Annotated in this window: 22 protein-coding genes and 1 tRNA gene; 12 read left to right on the top strand and 11 right to left on the bottom strand. The window is 45.3% G+C overall.

The genetic code is table 11. From position 1 onward, the window contains the following. Positions 1 to 7 precede the first annotated feature (7 nt). Together VF412_RS04930 and VF412_RS04925 are read left to right on the top strand one after the other, a co-directional pair. Complete coding sequence (locus VF412_RS04930) at positions 8 to 448, top strand: hypothetical protein (RefSeq protein WP_331338097.1); 441 nt, start codon at positions 8 to 10, stop codon at positions 446 to 448. Between the two features lie 87 nt (positions 449 to 535). After that, the gene (locus tag VF412_RS04925; protein WP_331338108.1) at positions 536 to 2,539 is read left to right on the top strand and encodes an ATP-dependent helicase; all 2,004 of its coding nucleotides are present in this window, start codon (positions 536 to 538) and stop codon (positions 2,537 to 2,539) included. On the opposite strand, the gene VF412_RS04920 is transcribed toward VF412_RS04925, so the two are convergent. After that, on the bottom strand, positions 2,529 to 3,143 hold the full coding sequence (locus tag VF412_RS04920; RefSeq protein ID WP_331338096.1) for an FMN-binding negative transcriptional regulator: 615 nt from the start codon (positions 3,141 to 3,143) through the stop codon (positions 2,529 to 2,531). The two genes, VF412_RS04925 and VF412_RS04920, sit on opposite strands and share 11 nt — an antisense overlap. Then, on the bottom strand, positions 3,121 to 3,747 hold the full coding sequence (locus tag VF412_RS04915; protein ID WP_331338095.1) for a GNAT family protein: 627 nt from the start codon (positions 3,745 to 3,747) through the stop codon (positions 3,121 to 3,123). The genes VF412_RS04920 and VF412_RS04915 overlap by 23 nt, the downstream gene beginning before the upstream one ends. A gap of 65 nt (positions 3,748 to 3,812) precedes the next feature. Between VF412_RS04915 and VF412_RS04910 the strand changes: the two genes are divergently transcribed. Next, a complete protein-coding gene (locus VF412_RS04910; RefSeq protein WP_331338094.1) occupies positions 3,813 to 5,240 on the top strand; it encodes a PLP-dependent aminotransferase family protein in 1,428 nt (475 codons plus the stop codon). On the opposite strand, the gene VF412_RS04905 is transcribed toward VF412_RS04910, so the two are convergent. Together VF412_RS04905 and VF412_RS04900 are read right to left on the bottom strand one after the other, a co-directional pair. After that, positions 5,237 to 6,106, bottom strand: coding sequence for a hypothetical protein (locus tag VF412_RS04905; RefSeq protein WP_331338093.1), 870 nt, complete (start codon positions 6,104 to 6,106; stop codon positions 5,237 to 5,239). The genes VF412_RS04910 and VF412_RS04905 overlap by 4 nt on opposite strands. Next, on the bottom strand, positions 6,103 to 6,786 hold the full coding sequence (locus VF412_RS04900; protein ID WP_331338092.1) for an RNA pseudouridine synthase: 684 nt from the start codon (positions 6,784 to 6,786) through the stop codon (positions 6,103 to 6,105). Before VF412_RS04900 ends, VF412_RS04905 begins: the two co-directional genes overlap by 4 nt. Positions 6,787 to 6,875: 89 nt before the next feature. On the opposite strand from VF412_RS04900, the gene VF412_RS04895 reads away from it, so the two are divergent. From VF412_RS04895 to VF412_RS04880, 4 genes are all read left to right on the top strand, one after another. Next, a complete protein-coding gene (locus VF412_RS04895) occupies positions 6,876 to 7,142 on the top strand; it encodes a hypothetical protein (RefSeq protein WP_331338091.1) in 267 nt (88 codons plus the stop codon). A 127-nt stretch (positions 7,143 to 7,269) separates the two neighbouring features. After that, the gene (locus VF412_RS04890; protein ID WP_331338090.1) at positions 7,270 to 8,199 is read left to right on the top strand and encodes a ParA family protein; all 930 of its coding nucleotides are present in this window, start codon (positions 7,270 to 7,272) and stop codon (positions 8,197 to 8,199) included. A gap of 30 nt (positions 8,200 to 8,229) precedes the next feature. Then, the gene (locus tag VF412_RS04885) at positions 8,230 to 8,844 is read left to right on the top strand and encodes a hypothetical protein (RefSeq protein ID WP_331338089.1); all 615 of its coding nucleotides are present in this window, start codon (positions 8,230 to 8,232) and stop codon (positions 8,842 to 8,844) included. Then, positions 8,844 to 9,164: a BolA family protein gene (locus tag VF412_RS04880; RefSeq protein ID WP_331338088.1), complete on the top strand. Its 321-nt coding sequence runs from the start codon at positions 8,844 to 8,846 to the stop codon at positions 9,162 to 9,164. Before VF412_RS04885 ends, VF412_RS04880 begins: the two co-directional genes overlap by 1 nt. Before the next feature lie 512 nt (positions 9,165 to 9,676). On the opposite strand, the gene VF412_RS04875 is transcribed toward VF412_RS04880, so the two are convergent. Further along, positions 9,677 to 9,922: a hypothetical protein gene (locus VF412_RS04875; RefSeq protein ID WP_331338087.1), complete on the bottom strand. Its 246-nt coding sequence runs from the start codon at positions 9,920 to 9,922 to the stop codon at positions 9,677 to 9,679. 169 nt (positions 9,923 to 10,091) lie between these two features. On the opposite strand from VF412_RS04875, the gene ettA reads away from it, so the two are divergent. After that, positions 10,092 to 11,762, top strand: coding sequence for an energy-dependent translational throttle protein EttA (ettA, locus tag VF412_RS04870; RefSeq protein ID WP_331338086.1), 1,671 nt, complete (start codon positions 10,092 to 10,094; stop codon positions 11,760 to 11,762). A 78-nt stretch (positions 11,763 to 11,840) separates the two neighbouring features. Here ettA and VF412_RS04865 read toward each other — a convergent pair whose 3' ends face one another. Beyond that, positions 11,841 to 13,112 (bottom strand): HAMP domain-containing sensor histidine kinase, encoded by a 1,272-nt coding sequence (locus VF412_RS04865; protein ID WP_331338085.1) that lies wholly within the window; start codon positions 13,110 to 13,112, stop codon positions 11,841 to 11,843. A gap of 191 nt (positions 13,113 to 13,303) precedes the next feature. Then, on the bottom strand, positions 13,304 to 13,711 hold the full coding sequence (locus tag VF412_RS04860) for a J domain-containing protein (protein WP_331338084.1): 408 nt from the start codon (positions 13,709 to 13,711) through the stop codon (positions 13,304 to 13,306). 247 nt (positions 13,712 to 13,958) lie between these two features. Between VF412_RS04860 and VF412_RS04855 the strand changes: the two genes are divergently transcribed. The 3 genes from VF412_RS04855 (at position 13,959) to ahcY (ending at position 16,830) form a co-directional block, all read left to right on the top strand. After that, positions 13,959 to 14,354 carry an SWIB/MDM2 domain-containing protein gene (locus VF412_RS04855; RefSeq protein ID WP_331338083.1) on the top strand — a complete coding sequence of 132 codons (396 nt, stop codon included), beginning with the start codon at positions 13,959 to 13,961 and terminating at the stop codon, positions 14,352 to 14,354. 129 nt (positions 14,355 to 14,483) lie between these two features. Then, on the top strand, positions 14,484 to 15,245 hold the full coding sequence (gene map / locus VF412_RS04850) for a type I methionyl aminopeptidase (RefSeq protein WP_331338082.1): 762 nt from the start codon (positions 14,484 to 14,486) through the stop codon (positions 15,243 to 15,245). Positions 15,246 to 15,411: 166 nt separating this feature from the next. Next, a complete protein-coding gene (gene ahcY / locus VF412_RS04845; RefSeq protein ID WP_331338081.1) occupies positions 15,412 to 16,830 on the top strand; it encodes an adenosylhomocysteinase in 1,419 nt (472 codons plus the stop codon). 237 nt (positions 16,831 to 17,067) lie between these two features. Here ahcY and VF412_RS04840 read toward each other — a convergent pair whose 3' ends face one another. The 3 genes from VF412_RS04840 to VF412_RS04830 all read right to left on the bottom strand — a co-directional run bounded on the left by VF412_RS04840 (position 17,068) and on the right by VF412_RS04830 (position 18,680). Next, positions 17,068 to 17,520 (bottom strand): nuclear transport factor 2 family protein, encoded by a 453-nt coding sequence (locus VF412_RS04840; RefSeq protein ID WP_331338080.1) that lies wholly within the window; start codon positions 17,518 to 17,520, stop codon positions 17,068 to 17,070. Positions 17,521 to 17,654: 134 nt separating this feature from the next. Next, positions 17,655 to 18,182, bottom strand: a complete 528-nt coding sequence (gene orn, locus VF412_RS04835; protein ID WP_331338079.1) for an oligoribonuclease — start codon at positions 18,180 to 18,182, stop codon at positions 17,655 to 17,657. An 81-nt stretch (positions 18,183 to 18,263) separates the two neighbouring features. Continuing rightward, the gene (locus VF412_RS04830) at positions 18,264 to 18,680 is read right to left on the bottom strand and encodes a response regulator (protein WP_331338078.1); all 417 of its coding nucleotides are present in this window, start codon (positions 18,678 to 18,680) and stop codon (positions 18,264 to 18,266) included. A gap of 522 nt (positions 18,681 to 19,202) precedes the next feature. On the opposite strand from VF412_RS04830, the gene VF412_RS04825 reads away from it, so the two are divergent. Next, positions 19,203 to 19,279: transfer RNA gene (locus VF412_RS04825), tRNA-Asp, on the top strand. A 182-nt stretch (positions 19,280 to 19,461) separates the two neighbouring features. Here the strand turns inward: VF412_RS04825 and VF412_RS20045 are convergent. Continuing rightward, on the bottom strand, positions 19,462 to 19,554 hold a 93-nt coding region (locus tag VF412_RS20045; protein ID WP_349258996.1), incomplete at its 5' end, for a transposase.

Raw genomic sequence — 19,554 nt, 5'->3', positions numbered from 1 at the left:
AGAAATAATGACGATGAATACTCTGCCGCCCGTCGCGAAATCTTTTTTTGCATTCTGTAAAAAATGTGATGCTGATAGATACCATGTTGTACTAGCTCACACTTCGGCGACGTCAGCAAAGATCAAATGCGAAATCTGCGGATCGCAAAAAACATATTCTCTTCCAAAAGCACAAACTCGTACGGGCAAACCATTGACGGGTGCAGCAGCTAAAAAACGTGAACAAACCTTGAGCTCACGTAAATCAAGTCACCGCAACGAATACGAAATGTTGATGTCTAACGAAGGCGCGCCGACAGCGACATACAACATGAAATCTAAATTCGATAAAAACACAAAACTTCAACATCCAAAATTCGGTTTGGGCTTCATCAAAGATGCAGCCAGCGACAAAATCGAAGTCGTTTTCGAAGACGAAGTAAGAACACTCATCCACAACAGAGTCTAGCTTGCACTCCGACTTCGTCGGAGTATTAAAGTCTACTCGCTGTGATTAAGTTCTTTCATATTAGTTAGGAAATTTTTTTTGGATTGGATGAAGGGTCTGAACCCCGAACAACAAAAGGCCGTAAAGCATAATTACGGCCCTTTGCTTATTTTGGCAGGGGCGGGTTCAGGCAAAACAACAGTTTTGGTTTCTCGTACGGGTCGTATGATTTCTGAAAGAGTCGCAAAGGCTCCAGAGATCTGCGTGTTAACCTTTACGAACAAGGCTGCTCGTGAGTTGAAACACCGAGTAGGGCAGAAGCTCGGTGGTGCGGGCGAGGGCTTGTGGGCCGGGACATTCCATTCCTTTGGTTTGCAGATCCTGCGTCGCTTTCATAAACACGCGGGTCTTTCACCTTACTTCGGGATCGTGGACCAAACCGACTGCAATGCTGTTCTGAAAGAGCTTATCAAAGACATTAAAATTTCCACGAAAGACAAATTCGACATCGATAAAATCCTTACGATGATCAATGACAAGCGGACGGGGGTTGCGCCCGTCCATGAAGGTCAGGACGAATACCATGAAGTGGTAGAGCTTCTTGCGCCGAAGTTCGCAAAGCGTCTTGAACATTTGGGGGTGGTTGATTTCGAAGGCCTTTTGATCAAGCCCTTGCAGCTTTTCAAAGAGCATCCAGAGATTCTTGAGAAAGTTCAAAATCAGTTTTCGCAAGTGATGGTGGATGAGTTCCAAGATACCAACCGCATCCAAATGGATTTGATTCAACAGATCGTGCGTTCGCATAGGAACATCACCGTTGTCGGTGACGACGATCAATCCATCTATGGCTGGCGTGGAGCGGAAGTAAAAAATATTTTGAACTTTCCCCACGAAAATAAAAACTGCGAAGTGATCAAGCTTGAGCGCAATTATCGTTCTTCAGGTGAAATTTTGGCGGTGGCTAATGCCGCGATCTCGAAAAATAAGAATCGTCACGGTAAGGTTTTGAAAGCGGAAGCTGCACAAACGACCGGCGATCTTCCAGAAGTCTTCGTCCTAGAAAGGGAAGAAGATGAATGTGAATTTGTTGTCAGCGAGATCCTGCATTTCCAGCGCGAAGGTTTTAAGTTGAAAGACTTTGCTGTGCTTTACCGTTCCAACACGCAAGGAGGCTTGATTGAAGCGTCTCTTCGTCGTGCCGGTATTGCTTATAATATCTCGGGTGGGACATCGATTTTTGATCGCAAAGAGATCAAAGACATCATGGCCTATCTAAAGCAGTCTTTTGCACCGAACGAGGTGTCTTTGCGTCGTATTATCAACGTGCCGCCAAGAGGTATTGGTGACACGACTATTGAAAAGCTCACAGAGTTTTCACAAAAACGTCGTGTGAGTTTCTTGGATGCATGTCGTTTGTGGAAAGACGCCGAGATTCCCGATAAAACCGGTGAGTCTATCGATGATCTTCTTGGCTTTATCGAGTGGCTTCCGAAACACATCCTGGATTTCCCGGTAGGATCTTCACCTGGTGCGAAATTGGTAGAGCTATTTCAACAATTGGGTTATCGCGAATATGTATACTCGACAGCTGCCGATCCAGCAGGGGCCGAGAAAAAATGGATGGTCGTCGAGATCCTTGGTCGCATTCTTGATTCTTACTTAGGCCGTCGTGCATACGAAGTTGAGTACATCAAATCATTTGTTGATTCGATGATGCTTCGAGATGATTTGAACGAAGACGAAGAAGATAAAAATAAAGTCCAATTGATGACATTGCATGCTTCAAAGGGTCTCGAGTTCCCAGTCGTGATTTTGGCTGGAATTGAAGAAGACCTTTTGCCACATAAGAATTTAGGTTCTGATATCGATGAAGAGCGTCGCCTGTTCTATGTGGGGGTCACTCGTGCGAAGAAACGCCTGGTGATGTCGCGCTGTCAACAACGCAAAAAAAATGGCGTGGTAAGACCGTCAGTTCCATCTCGCTTTTTAGTCGAAATCCCGTCGGAGCTCTATAAAGAATATCCCTTAGGTGCTCGCCCGGTCAGTAGTCAAGAGCGTGATGATCTGGTCGCAAGTTTCCTTTCAAAATTAGATAGCAAGATTAATAAGTAATCTTGCGCATCCACTGAAGCATTTCTTGATCGTTCGTATGAGGGCTTTCTTCTAAGTGCTTTTGAACTTTTAATTGATCTGGATCTTTTCTGTTTTGGCTCAACTTAAATTTGCCCTCTATAGATTCGACATGAATTCTGAGCCCCACGATGGCACGCACTAATCCTTCCCGGAATTTTTGCGGAAGTTCGTAACTCCAATTAGTTTGGTTGCGCTTTTCAAAATGCTGTACGGACTTATTCAGAATTTCTTCAATCCCTTCAAAGCTTGTGATCAAATCCACGCGGCCTCGCACTTGAACGGCGGCGTAATTCCAGGTGGGAACCTCCAGAGTGCTTTCATACCATGACGGCGAGATATAGCGATCAGGCCCTTGAAAGCCGATAACGACGGTGCTTCCGTCGAGCAGATTCATTTGTGGATTATTTTTTGCCGCGTGGGCAATCAATGACAAAGAACTGCCTTCAGAATCAAAAACGAAAGGCAGATAATTCATCTGCAACGAGTTTTCTTGAGAAGAGATTAGTGTTCCCAATGGATAAGTTGCGATGAAGTCTTTTAAGGTTTCGAGATCGTCGAGCTTAAAGTGTTGCGGACGATACATTGTACTTCTCCATGTATCCGTGAAGTGTTTTCTTCACGTTCGGCCATTCGCTTTCGATAATTGAAAACCATTGATAGTCCCGCATTCTTCCGTCAGGAAGACGACGGTAATTGCGAATTTCACCTTCGTATTTAGCGCCAAGTCTGCGTACAGCCCGTTGCGAGTTAAAATTGAAAGCATCAACTTTGAATGCCACACGTTGGGCTTTTAAAACTTCGAAGGCATGTTGAAGCATTAAAAGTTTTGTTTCGGTGTTCACATAACTTTTTTGATACTCAACGCCAATGCGTGTACGACCAATTTCGATGGTGTAGTCACGGCGATTTATAAACATATAGTTGCTGTAGCCTACGGCCTCGCCAGATGTCTTATCGATGATGGCGAAACCATTTTCTTGCTTGTTGGTGCGGGCCTGAAGACAGTGTTGGATTTCTTTTTCGACATCCTGGCGAGTCACACAGCCGCCGAAATCGTCTATAAAGTTTTTAGGAAAAAGGACATGGCGAGCGAGGCTATCCAAGTGCTTCAGTGCTATAGGCTCAAGGCGCAATTTGTTGCCTTCAAGAGTTGTTTCCATCGTCCAAATGTCCTGTGTATTTTCCATGATGCCAATATAGGCTTTATCTGGTATATTAATAAGAACCAGATTTTAAAAAGGCGATAGACCAGATGAAAAGCCTCAATCTAAAGCTCCAAGATGCGGGAAAGCCTAAGTACGCGCGCATTTATCAAACATTTCTGTCCGCGATTCAACAGGGGGTGTTGAAGCCTGGGGAGGTCATTCCTTCCACGCGTGAATTGGCGAAAACATATGCCTGCCATCGTTTAACTGTCATGAATGCGCTTCAGGCTTTGGTTGCAGAAGGATGGCTCGAGGCCCAAGAGAAATCTCACTATTTTGTGTCGGAAAAAACGCCAATCACAGGATCCGTGCGGGAAAAGAAAGCCTCGCAAAAAACTCCGAAATTTGCCACTCGAAAAACTTCATTTTCTTTAGCAGAACGACGGGCCAAATTTAAAATCGCCTTCTGGGGAGGTCATCCGGACTTGCACCTGTTCCCGAAGGATGAATTTCGCTTGATGATGTCAGAGGCCTTGCGCCGAGTAAAACCCGATCAGCTGAATTATGGCTCTATCGAAGGCCTTGATGTTTTTCGTACCCAAGTTGCCGAGTACTTCCGCCGGACGCGATCTATTGTGGACCGAAGTTATATAATTACGAATGGCTCGCAAGAGGGAATCTATCTTATTGCTCAAGCACTGTTGCAACCCGGCGATGAAGTAGCGATGGAAGCCAAGGGCTATCCTCCGGTGTGGAGTCTTTTTGAAAACCTGGGATTTAAAATCGTTCCTATTCCTGTTGATGAAGAAGGTTTGAATACGGAAGTTCTGGCGAAAGAGATGGCTTCCAAAAAAATTAAAATGATTTATGTGACGCCACTTCATCAATATCCCACTACGGTGACCATGAGTCCTCGTCGTCGGCAGCATTTGCTGCAATTGGCGGAAAAATATCAGACTCCTGTTTTGGAAGACGATTACGATCACGAGTTTCATTATTTAAGTCCTCCGCCGGCGCCCCTGGCAACGCAAAGTCCTTATGCTGTTTATATCGCGAGCTTTTCTAAAAATTTGTTTCCAGGAGCTCGGTTGGGAGTCATTGCCTGTCATGAAACTCTTTATGATGCGTTGGCAGAACAAAAGTTTTTGGTCTCAAGACAGACGGACACCTTGTCGCAATTGGCTTTGGCTCTGTGGATGAAAGACGGTGGCTTTGAGCGACATCTTCGTCGCATGACTAGGATTTACGAAAAAAGATTTATGCTCATGCAAGAAGAGCTCGAAAAATTAAAAACGCACCACGATATTTCTTATCGCGTCCCAAACGGAGGAATGTCTTTTTGGGTGAACTTGAACGCAAGCTCGCGCCAGGTCGCAGCTGAAGCGGCCCGAAGAGAAATCTTTTTTCAGGAAGAATCATCTGTCGATTATCATAAGAAAGACGGGACTCACTTCCGAATTGGCTTTGCCGGTGTGAATGAAAATGAAATTCGAACGGGCTTAAATATTTTGGGGCAAATTCTAAAGAGGTTTTAAAAGCGCCAGTTTAAAACAAGAGGGCTCAGGAAGTATTGCCCGTATCGATCGCGCTCGAGATAAGGTGAAACATACTTAGCATTTGCCTGCCAGAAGCCCCATTTTATGGCGACACCCCATTCGTGACGATAAGGTCTTACTTCGTCATAAAAATGACTTGTAGTCTGCATAACAAAACGATTTTCTGCCGCGAAGCTCAGTGATTCGTTGAAGCGATAAATAAAATTAGTGGCAATAGTGTATTCTTCCATGATCACGCTGTTTGAGTAATAGGCCATGGAAAGAAGCCAATCGCTCCATATGTAACCAAGTCCGACATTATAAGAGGCATAAGTTCCTTCGAATCTTTGTCCATAGCGGTCCCAATCGTCAGGAGAGTTCACGATTGTATGAATATATCGGTAAACCGCATCGCCATGATAATTTCCGAAGAAGTCACCTTCATAGGCGAGTTCTAATTTAAAGCGGCCGAATAAACGGCTGTAGGCAAGTTGTAAAGCAAGCCACTCTGCCAAAATTCCGATAGGAGGGTGCAAGTAGGGCTCGCCAAATTTGACTTTGGTGATCGGAGTCAGAAGGCGCGAACCCAAGCTCACGCTAAAGGCTTCTGGAATGCCCGCATCGTCTTTGCCCTTGGTCTGAAGAGTTTTAAAATAAGAGATATTCGAGGAAAACGTCAGAAGTTTGTCTGTTTGGCCGATCCAATCGTTGTTGTGAATATCAAAGACCATTCCGGGTTCGGTTAAGAATAAAGTTCCTTCTTCACCAATGCCTGCACTAGGAGGATTGGGCAATCCCCAGTCCGCCGCCTTCACCGTGAGGCCCGCAAAAATAGTCAGAAGGAAGAAAAGGAATTTAAAGCTCATGTTCCCTTCAGGAGTTTCTCGAAATCCTCTGGCAGAGGAGCTTCAAACACGTGCTCTTGGCCGTCGATGGAAATTTTTAAACGAGCGGCATGTAGAAACATTCGCTCTGTTCCATACAGATCGGCCATACGCTCATTGTACTTGGGGTCTCCATAACGGGCATCGCCGACAATACTGTGTTTTGCCAATGCAGAGTGTTTGCGGATTTGATGTTGTCTGCCCGTCATAAGTTTGACTTCGATGAGCGAGAAATACTTTGAACTTTTGACGACATGAAAATCGGTGTGTGCCTCTACGCGATCCTTTGCGAGGCCTTGAGGGTTTTTTCTTCCTTCGGCTTTGTCAGAAATAGGTTGATTCCATGACTGCCAGAGTTCTGATGGAGGAATGCTTCCACGAAGCAGCGCAAAGTAAATTTTTTTGCAGTCGCGAGCTTGGAATTTCTCTGCCAAGTCCTTGGCGGCCTTTGCATTCAGCGCAATCAATAGCAAGCCACTTGTTTCTTTATCCAGACGGTGCACGGGGTGAATGTCTTCAAATGTTCCGGCTTTAAGTTGTTTGCGTAAAAGCTGAACGACATCCTGCGGGTCATTGTGAACACTGACGCCGGAAGGTTTATTTATGACAAGCCACGAAGGCCCGTGAGCTATAATGGGTAAATTCACCATGTTATGAAGCATAGTTATCTTCGTGATTCTTGGCAAGAAGGGCACATCTTCGTCGGACACAGTCATGCTTTGGGCACAAAATAGAAAGTGTGGGGGTTCCTATGAATTTCTATATTCAGGAGTTTCTTGATTTCCTCGATAAAGAAGACGACATCGATTATGGCGACTTCAAGCGTGAAGTGGACCTGCATCTTCTGCGTTTGGCAGAAAGCTTAAGACCTCTGACTAACGAGCAGTTATGGCGCATGCGCAAACTCCGCGAAGAACTACTATGGATGTATAATGATGATGTCGACGAGATGCGCGCCCATATCCGGGATGAAGTGTCTCGTTTAGAGCTTCCTGTCTATACGCCGGCTTCCCTGTAGACTGGTTTATACTTCGACTTCGTCGGAGTCCTGTTAAGACTGAGCGACGCGGCTTTTCATTTGCATTTCAGAGCTTCGCATTTCCCCGGAAATGAGGTTACGCTTTGGAGTGTAAAGGGAGGTCTTTGTGTCGTCACTCGCGCAACAAGAGTTTTGCATCACTTTAAGCGATCTCGCTGCCTTTCTGGAAATCACTCCTGCGGAAATAAAAAAGAAAGCCGAAGCCGTTCTTGAAAAGAAAATTAAATCGCCGTGGCTTCTTCCTGAGGAAGTTCGTCAGGTGGTTTTGGCTGAAGGGTACAAATACCCGCAGAAAATCGTTTCAATCCAAATGCTCAAAGGTGGAGTTGCAAAAACAACATCTGTTTTGAACATGGGGCTTCGTGCCGCAATGTATGGTGCTCGTGTGCTCTTCATCGATTTGGATCAGCAAGCCAATTTGAGTTTTGCGTTAGGGGTGGAGGATGAAAGTCTTCCAGTCTGGGTGGACGTTGTTGAAAAGAAACGTCAGATCGAAGAATGCGTTCGTTTCATTGAGCCCCATGTGGACCTAATTCCATCAAGCTTGAATAACTCTGTGTTGGATCGCGTTTTGATGAACTCGAACCGCAACTGGGCTCAGGCCGTAAAGGTTCCTTTAGAGAAGATCAAGCATCGCTATGATCTGATTTTGATTGATACGGCGCCCGCTTTAAGTGCCACAAACACGGCTGTAACTATTGCTTCTGACGAGGTGATTTTGCCAGTGAATCCCGACAAGTTTGCCTTCTTGGGATTGCAAAAGAACTTAAGCGAGCTCGAAGATATTAAAGAAGATTTCGAACTGAGCTTTACAAAAAAGATTTTGTTCACAAAGTTTGATGGGCGGGAAAACACCAGTCATGAGCTTTTGCAAAAGTGCATCGATTCCTTTGAGGGAAGTTTGATGCAGGGGTATATTCGTACTTCGTCAGAGGTTAAAAACTCTGTGCGGTCGGGCAAAAGCCTTTTTGCCGGAAAATCCCCGGTGAAAGCAGATTATGACTTTGTGACCCGCGAATTGCTCGGTTTCGTATAAGTTTGAAAGTTTAATTACAGAGAGGTTGTTATGCCAAAAATCGATAACTACGACGGTAAAAAGAAAAGCCACGGACACAGTCACAAGTCCCACTCACACTCTCACGATACGCACCATGCGAAAAAACGTCGCCCGCATCATGAGGCCTCTGCTGAAGAAATAGAAGAACAGCACTTGATGGAGGAGTCCGAAACAATTCACGATGCCAACGAATTGAATGAACAAGCTGCTGACATCGCAGAGGAGACTCAAGCTATCAACACAGAGGCGCAAAACGAAGGCGTTAAGGCCTATTCGCAAAACGCACACTTCGGAGAATCTTCAGAAACAGAGATGAATTCGGAAGGTGGGCACAGCGAACCTGCACCTGAAAAAATTCACTTAGAATTCTATGGCAGCGAAGTGATTCGTCAAAAAGCTCCAAAGGTGATGGAGCTGGCCGACACCGTTGCCGATGAGTGGATGAAAGACGGCCAGTTTGAAGGTCTTCCAGTCGGAAATCCAATAGCGCAATTAGCGGCAGCAAAAGTTTTGCGCAAAGCTAAGGACGTTGAAAAGAAACTGGAAGAAAAAGGCGTTTTCGCAATGGCCAAAATGGGCCTTGAATACGCTAAGTCAGAAATCGAAAAAAGAAAAAAACACTAATGTCTTCTCGTGAATCCCGTATCAGAGAAAGTTTGGAAAAGGCTCTCGTCCCAACATTGTTGGAAATCGAAAACGAGAGCCACATGCACTCGGGTCCAAAGAGCGACACGCATTTCAAAGTCTTGATCGTGTCGCCCTCTTTCGAAGGAAAATCTCGAATTGACCGTCAGCGTATAGTCAACGATCTCTTAAAAGAAGAATTACAAACAGGTCTACATGCTCTGACGCAAAAAGCGTTAACGCCGCAAGAGTTCGAAGTTCAAAAAGACGCTTTAAACTTCATCTCTCCAGAATGTCGCGGCGGCAGTAAACGGTCCTAGATCGTAGTCCTTGCTCGGAGTTTGAAGTGGAAGCTTCCCTAGCTTCGCGCTTCGTGGGGCGCGCCTTCCAGGCTCGCCGTCGCCGCAGCAAGCTGCGGTTCGCGCATCCATGCGCCGACGGAGGCCCCACTTCGGCGAAGCTAGGGAAGCTTCCACTTCAAACTCCGAAAGAAGAATTGTGTAGGAAGGTTTCTGCCGTTGAGGCGGCCCGCGCGTAAAGGATTAGACTTTTACAAATTAAAAAAAGCACTGTGAAGTGAAACACCAAATCTCAAAACCACACCGAATCTTATCCATCCAACTTCCTTCGAAGCTAAATTTGCCTTTCCTAAGAGGGGATTTCCCTTAAACCTGCGCGTAGAGGGGCCTCCGTCGGCGCAGGATGCGCGAACCGCAGCTTGCTGCGGCGACGGCGAGCCCGGAAGGCGTGCCCCACAAAGCGCAGGTTTAAGGGAAATCCCCTCTTAGGAAAGGCAAATCATCGCCCCGAACGAAAGATTGTGGTGGAAAGATCACTCGCCAAATTCCGCAAGTTTAGATTTCAATTCTCCGAGAAGTTTCTTAACTTCACAAAGTTGCTCTTCTTCAGGAGACATCTTATTGGTCATCTGTTCAGTCAGAACTTCCCAAGTATCAAGAGCTTGTTTTAAGTCAGAATTGAGGTTCCCGAAAATAGACTTGCGAGAACTCTCTTTCGAGTTCTCTTTGGCGCTGGGGGCCACGGTTTCGGGTTGTTTTTCTAAGATGTCATCACTCATTATGCTTAAAAACTATCCAGTTTTGCTGTCGTAAGACGCTTCGTGCGTCTCGGCTTCTCTTTCGAGAGTGCGACAGTCTCATCAATGGAACTCCATTTGACAAGTACTTTTAGCCTGATAAATTGCTCTTTTCATCAGTAAAGCATGCACTTGTTAGGAGAGCGACATCATGTCTCAAGAGATTATCTACACAATGAAGGGTGTAAGTAAAGTATATCCTCCAAATCGTTACGTTTTGAAGGACATCTACCTTTCATACTTCTATGGCGCGAAAATCGGTGTTCTTGGTTTGAACGGTTCTGGTAAATCCACTTTGCTTAGAATCATGGCAGGCGTAGATAAAGATTTTATCGGTGAAGCTTTCCCATCTAAGACAATGAAAGTCGGCTACTTCGAGCAAGAACCACAATTGGATGACAAACTCACTGTAAAAGAAAACATTTTCGCGGGCATGGGTGAACTTCCAAAAGTGATGGCCGAGTACAATGCGATCAATGATAAATTCGCAGATCCAGATTTGGATCCAGATGAGATGAATAAACTCATCGAGAAGCAGGGCGCTCTTCAAGAAAAACTTGATGCCTTGGGCGCATGGGATGTCGATCAAAAGATCGAAATCGTGATGGATGCTCTTCGTTGTCCAGATGGCGATATGCCTGTGACAAATTTGTCGGGTGGTGAAAAGCGCCGTGTGGCTCTTGCACGTTTGATTATGTCTGAACCAGACATTTTGCTTTTGGATGAGCCGACGAATCACTTGGATGCAGAATCCGTTGCTTGGCTAGAGCAATACCTTTCTAAATTCCCTGGAACAGTGATCGCTGTAACCCATGACCGTTACTTCCTAGATAATGTTGCCGGTTGGATTCTTGAATTGGATCGCGGTGAAGGCATTCCTTGGAAAGGAAACTATACGTCTTGGCTAGAACAAAAAGACAAACGCACGGCTCAAGAGCAAAAAGACCAAGCTCGTAAAGCCAAAACTCTTGAAAGAGAGTTGGATTGGATTCGTCAAGGTGCGAAAGCTCGTCAGGCGAAATCAAAAGCGCGTATTTCTAACTACGAAAACCTATTGAAAGAAGCATCTCCAGAGAAAATCCAAGAGATGTCTATCTATATCCCACCGGGACCTCGTTTGGGCGATATCGTTGTGGAAGCGAAAGGCATCACAAAAGCCTACGATCATAAAGTCTTGTTGGATGACGTGAGCTTCACAATTCCCAAAGGTGCTATTGTGGGCGTTATCGGTCCGAACGGTGTGGGTAAATCAACATTGTTCCGTATGATCACGGGTAAAGAGTCTCCCGATAAAGGTTCTTTCAAAGTGGGCGAGACAGTGAAGATTGCTTATGTGGATCAAACACGTGAGACTTTGGATCCAAACAAATCCATCTTTGAAGAGCTTTCTGGTGGTGCGGATGTGATTCAATTAGGCACTCGCGAGATCAACTCTCGTCAGTACGTTTCATGGTTTAACTTCTCGGGTTCTGACCAACAGAAAAAAGTCGGTCAGTTGTCGGGTGGCGAAAGAAACCGTGTGAACATGGCAAAAATCTTGAAACAAGGTGCAAACTTATTGCTTCTGGATGAGCCAACGAATGACTTGGACGTCAATACAATGCGTGCTCTCGAGGAAGCATTGTTAGAGTTCGGTGGATCTGCTGTGGTGATCTCGCATGATCGCTGGTTCTTGGACCGCGTCTGCACACACATCATGGCTTTCGAGGGTGAATCAAAAATCGAATTCTTCCCTGGAAACTTCTCTGAATACGAAGAGGACCGCAAAAAACGTTTGGGCGAGAACGCGGGTCCTAAGCGCATCAGATTTAAGATGGTTTAACGGCGGCGCCGACAGAACCGAAGTCCCGATAGGGATGGAAACTGAAACAACTAAAAAGGAGCCCGAGAGGCTCCTTTTTTATTGAGTCACAAGTGGCATTTTCAAAATCACTTTCGTTCCCCGTGGATGATCTTTATGGTCGACCTCTCGAGAACTGACCTGAATACTTCCGCCCATCATCTGCAGATATTCTCGGACCAAAGGCATTCCGTAGCCTGTGCCCTTTTCGCCCTGAGTGCCGACCCGGGTTGTGGCCGAATTCAAACTAAATAGATTTTCCATCAAATCATCCGGAATGCCGATACCATAATCTTGAATTTCGATAATGGCAGAGGACTCGGTCGAATAAGCACGTAGATCAATGCGGTTGCCTGGATGAGAAAATTTCACGGCGTTGTTCATGAGGTTTAATAGAACGACGTTACTTAATATAGTCTTCTCTCCATGAACGACCATTTTGTCGCGGGTAAGATCCAAAGCGATCTTAATACCCTTTTGGGTCGCCATAGGTTCGCTCTTCTCAAAGACCTCATTCAGAACAATGGCAAGGGAAACCGGCTTCAGCGGCATTTCGGTTTTACCATCTTTCACGGCTTTCAAGTGGCGCACCTGAGTCAGAAGATTGTTAATGTCTTCTACGGCGCGTTCAATTTTGTCGAGCTCGTTGTGGGCTGGGAGGTTTTCCTGCTCCTCGCGGGCTTTGATCAAGTTATAAGTCATCGTCGATAAAGTGTTTGCGATGTCATGCAAGAGAACCCGCAAAAGATTTTCGACGTCATTGTTTTGCTCTTGCAGCTTACGGTTAAGCTTTTCTTCCCCACGGATAAAGTGATGAGTCGTAAAGGCGGAGAAAGTCAGGAACGTGATAACGTTAAAACTCTTTTCGTAAGCATAGTTGCCATACTCAGCAATAACGTTCGGACCGGCATTGATACCTTTTAAATACCAGAACCAGGCCATACAACCCAAGACGACGGCATAGCCGCTAACGGCACCCACGACCTGCAAGAGGATCGCCCATACAAGAGGAACGGCTGACAGCCAGAAAATTCCCGGAGCGTCGACGCCCCCCGACAGATAAAGCAGGTACATCAACAAGGTAGTGGCAAAAAGACAAACTGACACCGCCGAGTAAAAGAAAGAGCGGAAGTAATAAAGTAGAACCGGCGGAATGATGGCCGTTAGAAGCCAGGACGTCAGCAAAGTCGGATTGTACTGGTGAAGGTGGTACTCGAAGTTGAACTTCAATATATAGATAGACGAAACCGCAAGGACTATCAGGTAGATTGCCTTCAGGTAGTGAAGTCTCTTTTGTTGTGCCTCTTCAGCTGTAAATGGACGTTTGAGCATCTTGTGGTGATTGTATTCCTCTTCTTAGGAGATATCGGCGTTTGCAGGACCTCGCGGAAGGCCTTTACATATATGTAATGCGGAATATGATTCATCCTGAAACAAGGAAGAAAAATTTATCCGAGTCTTTACGGGATGTTCGAACAGACGTTCGCTCGAGTGAAAAGTCGATTTTCTCGACGAGGAAGGTTCTAGCGAGGGGCTAGAACAGTCTTTAAGACTTCGAAGTGCCCCTTAAGTTCCATGAACTGTTGGGTGTTGCCACCTTGGTCTGGATGAAGAATCATCGCAGCTTGGCGAAAGGCTTTTTTCAGCTCGCTCTCGTTATAGCCCTCTGAAAGATCATGGATCCAAGTCTTAAGAAACTCGAAGGACTGACGTTGAGAGCTAGAAAAAGAGTGGGGTTTGCGCTGAGGACGTACCTTTGGTGCGGCATATTGTCCACGTGGTTTTTGGAACTCGAAGCGACCCATTTGACCCATAAGATAGGCTAGATTGGCAGGTTCACTGTGGTTTTCAGAGGAGAAATTCGCCTGCGTAGAGGCTCCATCATTCATTTTCTCTTTAAGAATTTGGCTGAAACTCGCTTGAAAACTCATGCTTTTCTCTTCGGCTCCGAGGGAAATTGCACGAGTCTAGAGTTGTTTCAAGAGGGGAAATCACTACAAAAGAGCAATTTTCAGAGGGAAAAACAGCCTTTTCCCTCGAGGAAAGCGGCTTTCCCGAGGGGAAAATGAAAAAAAATGTATTTACCCTGCATTTTTTTTTGGACAAACACCTGGACTTAGATACACACTAAGCTCATTCGATAGAAACAAGACAATAATCCTAACGGAGGAATTGAAAATGGCAAAAGCCGCAAAAAAAGCTACTACTAAGAAAGCTGCAGCTAAAAAAGCTGCTCCAAAAAAAGCTGCTGCTAAGAAAGCTGCTGCTCCAAAAAAAGCTACTGCTAAAAAAGCAGCTGCTCCAAAAAAAGCTAAATCTGCTCGCAAACCAAATGCAGCATTCATGAAAGCTTTGACTCCATCTGCAGCTTTGGCAGCAGTTGTTGGTGCTTCTCCACTTCCACGCACTGAAGTTGTTAAAAAACTTTGGGCTTACATCAAGAAGAACAATCTTCAAGATTCTAAAAACAAAAGAAACATCAATGCTGACGCAAAACTTAAAGAAGTTTTCGGCGGTAAAACTACTGTTTCTATGTTCGACATGACTAAATTGGTTTCTAAGCACCTTAAATAGGTCTTAGACTCAGATTTATCTGAATCGACGAAAAGCCTGGGGTGACCCGGGCTTTTTTCATTTAAGGTCTCGGTATCAGACGAAGACGTAGCTTTGAATAGCGCCCTGGATGTGTTATATCTAGGCCCTATGGGAATTAAGCCTCTATCTCGTGAAGAGATCAAAAAAATGACGGTAGCCTGCCGTATCGCAGCCGACACTCTTACCTATCTTGATAAATATGTAAAAGCTGGAATCACAACACAAGAAATCGACGATCTTGCGAACGATTTCATGCAAACTCGCGGCGCTAAATCGGCATGCTTGGGCTATCACGGCTATCCTAAGTACACTTGCACATCGGTGAACGAAGTGGTCTGCCATGGAGTTCCTGACAGCACTGTTTTAAAAGATGGCGACATCATCAATGTCGATGTGACGTCCTTTATCGACGGCTTCTTTGGTGACACCTCAAAGATGTATATGATCGGCAATGTTTCTGATGAACATCGCGATCTTGTAGAAACCGCTATGATGGCCCGCGATAAAGGTATCGAAGCGATCACTCCCAATGGCTACACAGGCGATATTGGATTTGAAACAAACAAGTACGTGACTCGTAAGGGCTATACCACCGTGAAAGAGATCGGTGGTCACGGTGTGGGCCGTATTTTCCATGAAGAGCCTTTCGTTCCTTCATTCGGTAAAAAGGGCAAAGGCGATCGTCTTGTCCCATTTCACTGCATCACAGTAGAGCCAATGGTCAACCAAGGCACAGAAGAAGTGGTCGAGTACAATATCCATGGCTCGAGCGTTAAGTATTACCACACCGCAGATGGTCTTTGGTCAGCACAGTTCGAGCACACAGTACTCGTGACGGACACAGGCTACGAAATCCTAACGTTGCCATAACAACGGTAGGTGAAGAGGCCCGGTCGACGGCGTCGTCGGGTTTTGTCCTCGCCTTGCGCCCGAACCTTTTTGACCAGCGTTGGTCTGTGAAGGGGAGAGTTGTTGATGAGGTCGAGGAAATAGATTTAGAATTAAGAGCGTTTTACAAATTAACAAGGAAGATTCAATGTCACTAACGACTACGAACGGAAAAGCTATGAAGAAAAATGCGAAGCCAGTAAAAGTGGCTGCAAAAGCTACAGCAACTGCAACTAAAACTTCAAACCGTGATTTCATGGTTGTGAAAGAGGCGATGGAGAACCCAGAAGTTTTCGATAAACTTGCTAAATGGGGTCGTGAGGAAATCAAGATTGCTGAAACAGAAATGCCTGGTTTGATGGCTCTTCGTAAAGAGTACGGCAAACAAAAACCTCTTAAAGGTGCGAAAATCGCTGGTTGCCTTCACATGACAATCCAAACTGCAGTGTTGATCGAAACACTTGTAGAGCTTGGCGCGGAAATCCGTTGGTCTTCATGCAACATCTTCTCGACACAAGATCACGCTGCTGTAGCAATTGCTGCTGCTGGTATCCCAGTTTTTGCTTGGAAAGGCCTGACTGAGCAAGAGTTCAACTGGTGTATCGAACAGACTATCACTGGTTGGGGCAAAGACGGCTTCAACATGATCTTGGACGACGGTGGTGACTTGACGAACATGATGCACGAACCACGTTTCGCTAAAGAGTTGAAAAAAATCATCGGTATCTCTGAAGAGACAACAACTGGTGTGCACAATCTTGAAGTGATGTTGAAAGCTGGAAAATTGAAAGTTCCAGCAATCAACATCAATGACTCTGTCACTAAATCTAAATTCGACAACTTGTACGGTTGCCGCGAGTCATTGGCTGACGGTATCAAACGTGCCACTGACGTGATGGTAGCTGGTAAAATCTGCGTTGTTGCAGGTTACGGCGACGTAGGTAAAGGTTCTGCGCACTCTTTGCGTGGTCTTGGTGCTCGCGTTCTTATCACTGAAATCGATCCTATCTGTGCTCTTCAAGCGGCGATGGAAGGATTCGAAGTGACAACTATGGATGAAGCTGCGAAATTGGGCGACATCTTCGTAACTGCAACTGGCTGCTGCGATATCATCACTGATAAGCACTTCCAATCTATGAAAAACAATGCCATCGTGTGCAACATCGGTCACTTCGATATCGAAATCGATATGGCTTGGTTGAACAAAAATTCAAAAATCCGTGAAGTGAAGCCACAAGTTGATATTCACACTTTGAAAAACGGCAACCAAATCATCATCCTTGCAAAAGGTCGTTTGGTAAACTTGGGCTGTGCGACGGGTCACCCAAGCTTCGTTATGTCGAACTCGTTCACGAACCAAGTGTTGGCTCAAATGGAACTTTTCAACAACCGTGATAAGTATCAAGAGATCGCAGTTTACCGTCTTCCAAAACACTTGGATGAAAAAGTTGCTGCTCTTCACCTTGGTAAATTGGGTGTTAAGTTGACCAAGCTTACTCAAAAACAAGCGAAATACTTGCACATGAACCAAAACGGTCCGTTCAAACCAGAACACTACCGTTACTAACCCGCGGAAGCTGGGCATATAGGTGTTCAAAATCTTCGGACAGTCCTCGCTCGAGGCTGTCCGATTTTTTTTTGCTTTTTTGCTGGCTCGCTTGCGGAACTTGATTTTGAACACCTATATGCCCAGCTTTCGCTGGAGCAATGGGGTTAGGATTTTAGGGTTTTGTTTGTGGAGTTGGTGTTAGGGTAGAGATGTTTTTAAGGGCGAGCAACTTTGAATTGTTGCTCGCTTTTTTGTTTAGTTGGGGTGGACTTCGGCTGGTTGTGGTTGAGTCTTTGGTTGTAGGGACTTGTCTACTTTTTGGGTTCTTGATTGGAAGCTCCAGCCCATTGAGGTTCTTATGACTTTGTCGTTTTTGAAGGCGCCTGTTTCGATGACCATGAGTGTTTGGGTGTCGATGACTATGTACTCTGAATCTACGAAGGCATGATCTACGTCGGCGCCTTCGCGAACGACGACGTTAAATAGGACCTGTCTTTTTCCTGACAGGGAGCCGCCGTGAAGCTCTTTGGAAAAATATTTTCTTAGTTGATCCCAGTTTGTGAATTTGCCTTTTGGGCTTTCGAAAGACAGTCCGCTTTTAACCCAGCAGTCCATTAAAGCGTCTTCTTCGCCGTTATCGATGCAGCGGTTGTAGCGCGAGCATAAATCTAAAATCTCGAAGCGATCGTTTGCAGAAATTAAAGTCATAGCAGACTCCTTTTTCTAGCAGTCTGCTTGGATTTGGCGCGGACTCTCAATGAAAAGGCTTGGGCCCTGAGAAGAAACAAAAGTTGCTTCAGCTTGCGCGGCCTTCGCCGCTTCAGCTCTGCGGGCAGCGCCCGTTATTTTTTGAAATTGATGTTGTCGCAATAATGTCGCAACTCTTGAATACTTTCGCGGATGTCATCCAAGGCGCGGTGCTTATTTGACTTCTGGTATACATAGTTGAACTTGTTATTGATGATCACCTTCCATGAAGACACGTCCACCATGCGATAGTGAAGTCGTCCTGCAAAGTCAGGCATGTATTTATTAATGAACAAGCGATCTTGCATGATCGAGTTGCCTGCAAGCACCGGGCGATCTTTTGGATCTGGGAAGTGTTTTTTCACCATGTCGACAAGCTTGGCTTCCACTTGGTCTTGAGCCATGCCATTTGGAACTTTGGCAGTCAGGCCTGATTTGCCGTGATGCTCTTTGTTCCAAGCGTCCATACTATCCAAGTATTTTTGAGGTTGTTTGACGACAGTTTCAAATGTTTCAAGTTCTGCGAAATTCAAATCGGTTACAATGGCTGCAACTTCGATGATCACTTCTTTTTCGACATCAAGACCTGTCATCTCCATGTCGATCCAAAAAAGCTTATTCATGGAATTAAATCCTATTCTAGGGCGAGTGCCCGGATGATTTAACCATGATGGATCAACTTCATAAGAGGGGCAAGGAAAGCTTTAAGGTTTACGTGACTCTTGGCCTGACTGAAGGGCTTTTTGCACTGTCTGGATCAAATGGTGCTCATTCCAGGGCTTATCAATGAAGGCAAACACACCTAAGCGCTGTGCTTCTTGCACCATTTCTTTTTGACCGTAGCCAGTATGAATAATGAAGGGAGTGTTGATATTGTTTTCTCGCATCCATTTCAGAACATCGAGGCCGGATTTCTTAGGCATCTTTTCGTCAGACAAGACCGCGTCGAACTTTTCATTTTGTAGCATTTGAATGCCTTCGGCACCGTTCGCGGCCTGGCAGATATCGCCAGTGGTGTCTTCAAGAAGAGCAATTAGAACCTCACGCAGTTCCGACTCATCATCGATGATCAGCAAGCGGCCTTTTTTTTCTGTCGAAATTTCAGAAGAAACATGTGTCATATCTGCTTCTAGTATCGCAAATATTTGGGGCTTCGTCACTCGCAGGACATGAGGTTGACGGTCAATTTACTGTGAAGGATTTTTTCTGTCTCGAGAAAGATCGGTAAAGGGAATTATTGTTTCGCAAAAGTTGTGATTTGCTCTCTCACGGATACGTGTATTCTGCGTAATAGAAAAGAGGCATTTTCTAGAACATGTCGCCATCTTAATTTATTTCGTTTTAAGAGCTTTCTTTTTCCCACAACTTTTTTTAACGGATGAGTTTAAGAATTTTGAAAAATACGCGATTGAAATATTTAATACACTAACGAGTTTTCGAAATATCAGCCCACGAAGGGGAGTCTCTGTTAGAGACATTTGCCGAGCAATTAATCAAAACCTCCTCTGTCCACCGAGAGGCCCCTAAATGCGGGCAGTTTGTGCTTAAAAAAGCGGCATTAAACACCTTGTAAAAGAAATTTTTGAAATTATTGTTGTCTTGGACCATTACAGTCGCTATAACAAGTCTTCCAAAACACCACTGGGGTGGTAGTTAAGTTGGTTATAACGTCCGCCTGTCACGCGGAAGGCCGCGGGTTCGAGTCCCGTCCACCCCGCCATTTTTTCGAAAATGGTCAAAATCACCGAAGCTTAGTCTTCGGTTTTTTTATGCCTAACTCGAACTCGCATGGTCGCAGTCAGCTTTTAATTTAGAAGAAATCCAAGAAATCAAAATAATATTTAATGTCATTAACGGTTCTACTCTCTTCATGGTGGGTACTTCAGCCAAACCCTTATCCAATCAAGCATTCAGGACACGAAGCCGGTAGTTTTCAGGGTTCTTGAATCCGTAACCCCGCTTCTGTATTGTCTTTGCGACGTTGTTAAACCCTTC

Source organism: Bdellovibrio sp., assembly GCF_036384735.1.
In the GTDB taxonomy this organism is placed as follows: domain Bacteria; phylum Bdellovibrionota; class Bdellovibrionia; order Bdellovibrionales; family Bdellovibrionaceae; genus Bdellovibrio.
The sequence above is the reverse complement of the archived record's forward strand: the minus strand, read 5'-3'. Positions and strand labels throughout refer to the sequence as shown.

Excerpts from the sequence above, each read along its gene's own strand:
- VF412_RS04930 (WP_331338097.1), top strand. The coding sequence starts at position 8 with ATGACGATGAATACTCTGCCGCCCGTCGCGAAATCTTTTTTTGCATTC.
- VF412_RS04925 (WP_331338108.1), top strand. The coding sequence starts at position 536 with ATGAAGGGTCTGAACCCCGAACAACAAAAGGCCGTAAAGCATAATTAC.
- VF412_RS04920 (WP_331338096.1), bottom strand. The coding sequence starts at position 3,143 with ATGTATCGTCCGCAACACTTTAAGCTCGACGATCTCGAAACCTTAAAA.
- VF412_RS04915 (WP_331338095.1), bottom strand. The coding sequence starts at position 3,747 with ATGGAAAATACACAGGACATTTGGACGATGGAAACAACTCTTGAAGGC.
- VF412_RS04910 (WP_331338094.1), top strand. The coding sequence starts at position 3,813 with ATGAAAAGCCTCAATCTAAAGCTCCAAGATGCGGGAAAGCCTAAGTAC.
- VF412_RS04905 (WP_331338093.1), bottom strand. The coding sequence starts at position 6,106 with ATGAGCTTTAAATTCCTTTTCTTCCTTCTGACTATTTTTGCGGGCCTC.
- VF412_RS04900 (WP_331338092.1), bottom strand. The coding sequence starts at position 6,786 with ATGCTTCATAACATGGTGAATTTACCCATTATAGCTCACGGGCCTTCG.
- VF412_RS04895 (WP_331338091.1), top strand. The coding sequence starts at position 6,876 with ATGAATTTCTATATTCAGGAGTTTCTTGATTTCCTCGATAAAGAAGAC.
- VF412_RS04885 (WP_331338089.1), top strand. The coding sequence starts at position 8,230 with ATGCCAAAAATCGATAACTACGACGGTAAAAAGAAAAGCCACGGACAC.
- VF412_RS04880 (WP_331338088.1), top strand. The coding sequence starts at position 8,844 with ATGTCTTCTCGTGAATCCCGTATCAGAGAAAGTTTGGAAAAGGCTCTC.
- VF412_RS04875 (WP_331338087.1), bottom strand. The coding sequence starts at position 9,922 with ATGAGTGATGACATCTTAGAAAAACAACCCGAAACCGTGGCCCCCAGC.
- ettA (WP_331338086.1), top strand. The coding sequence starts at position 10,092 with ATGTCTCAAGAGATTATCTACACAATGAAGGGTGTAAGTAAAGTATAT.
- VF412_RS04865 (WP_331338085.1), bottom strand. The coding sequence starts at position 13,112 with ATGCTCAAACGTCCATTTACAGCTGAAGAGGCACAACAAAAGAGACTT.
- VF412_RS04860 (WP_331338084.1), bottom strand. The coding sequence starts at position 13,711 with ATGAGTTTTCAAGCGAGTTTCAGCCAAATTCTTAAAGAGAAAATGAAT.
- VF412_RS04855 (WP_331338083.1), top strand. The coding sequence starts at position 13,959 with ATGGCAAAAGCCGCAAAAAAAGCTACTACTAAGAAAGCTGCAGCTAAA.
- map (WP_331338082.1), top strand. The coding sequence starts at position 14,484 with ATGGGAATTAAGCCTCTATCTCGTGAAGAGATCAAAAAAATGACGGTA.
- ahcY (WP_331338081.1), top strand. The coding sequence starts at position 15,412 with ATGTCACTAACGACTACGAACGGAAAAGCTATGAAGAAAAATGCGAAG.
- VF412_RS04840 (WP_331338080.1), bottom strand. The coding sequence starts at position 17,520 with ATGACTTTAATTTCTGCAAACGATCGCTTCGAGATTTTAGATTTATGC.
- orn (WP_331338079.1), bottom strand. The coding sequence starts at position 18,182 with ATGAATAAGCTTTTTTGGATCGACATGGAGATGACAGGTCTTGATGTC.
- VF412_RS04830 (WP_331338078.1), bottom strand. The coding sequence starts at position 18,680 with ATGACACATGTTTCTTCTGAAATTTCGACAGAAAAAAAAGGCCGCTTG.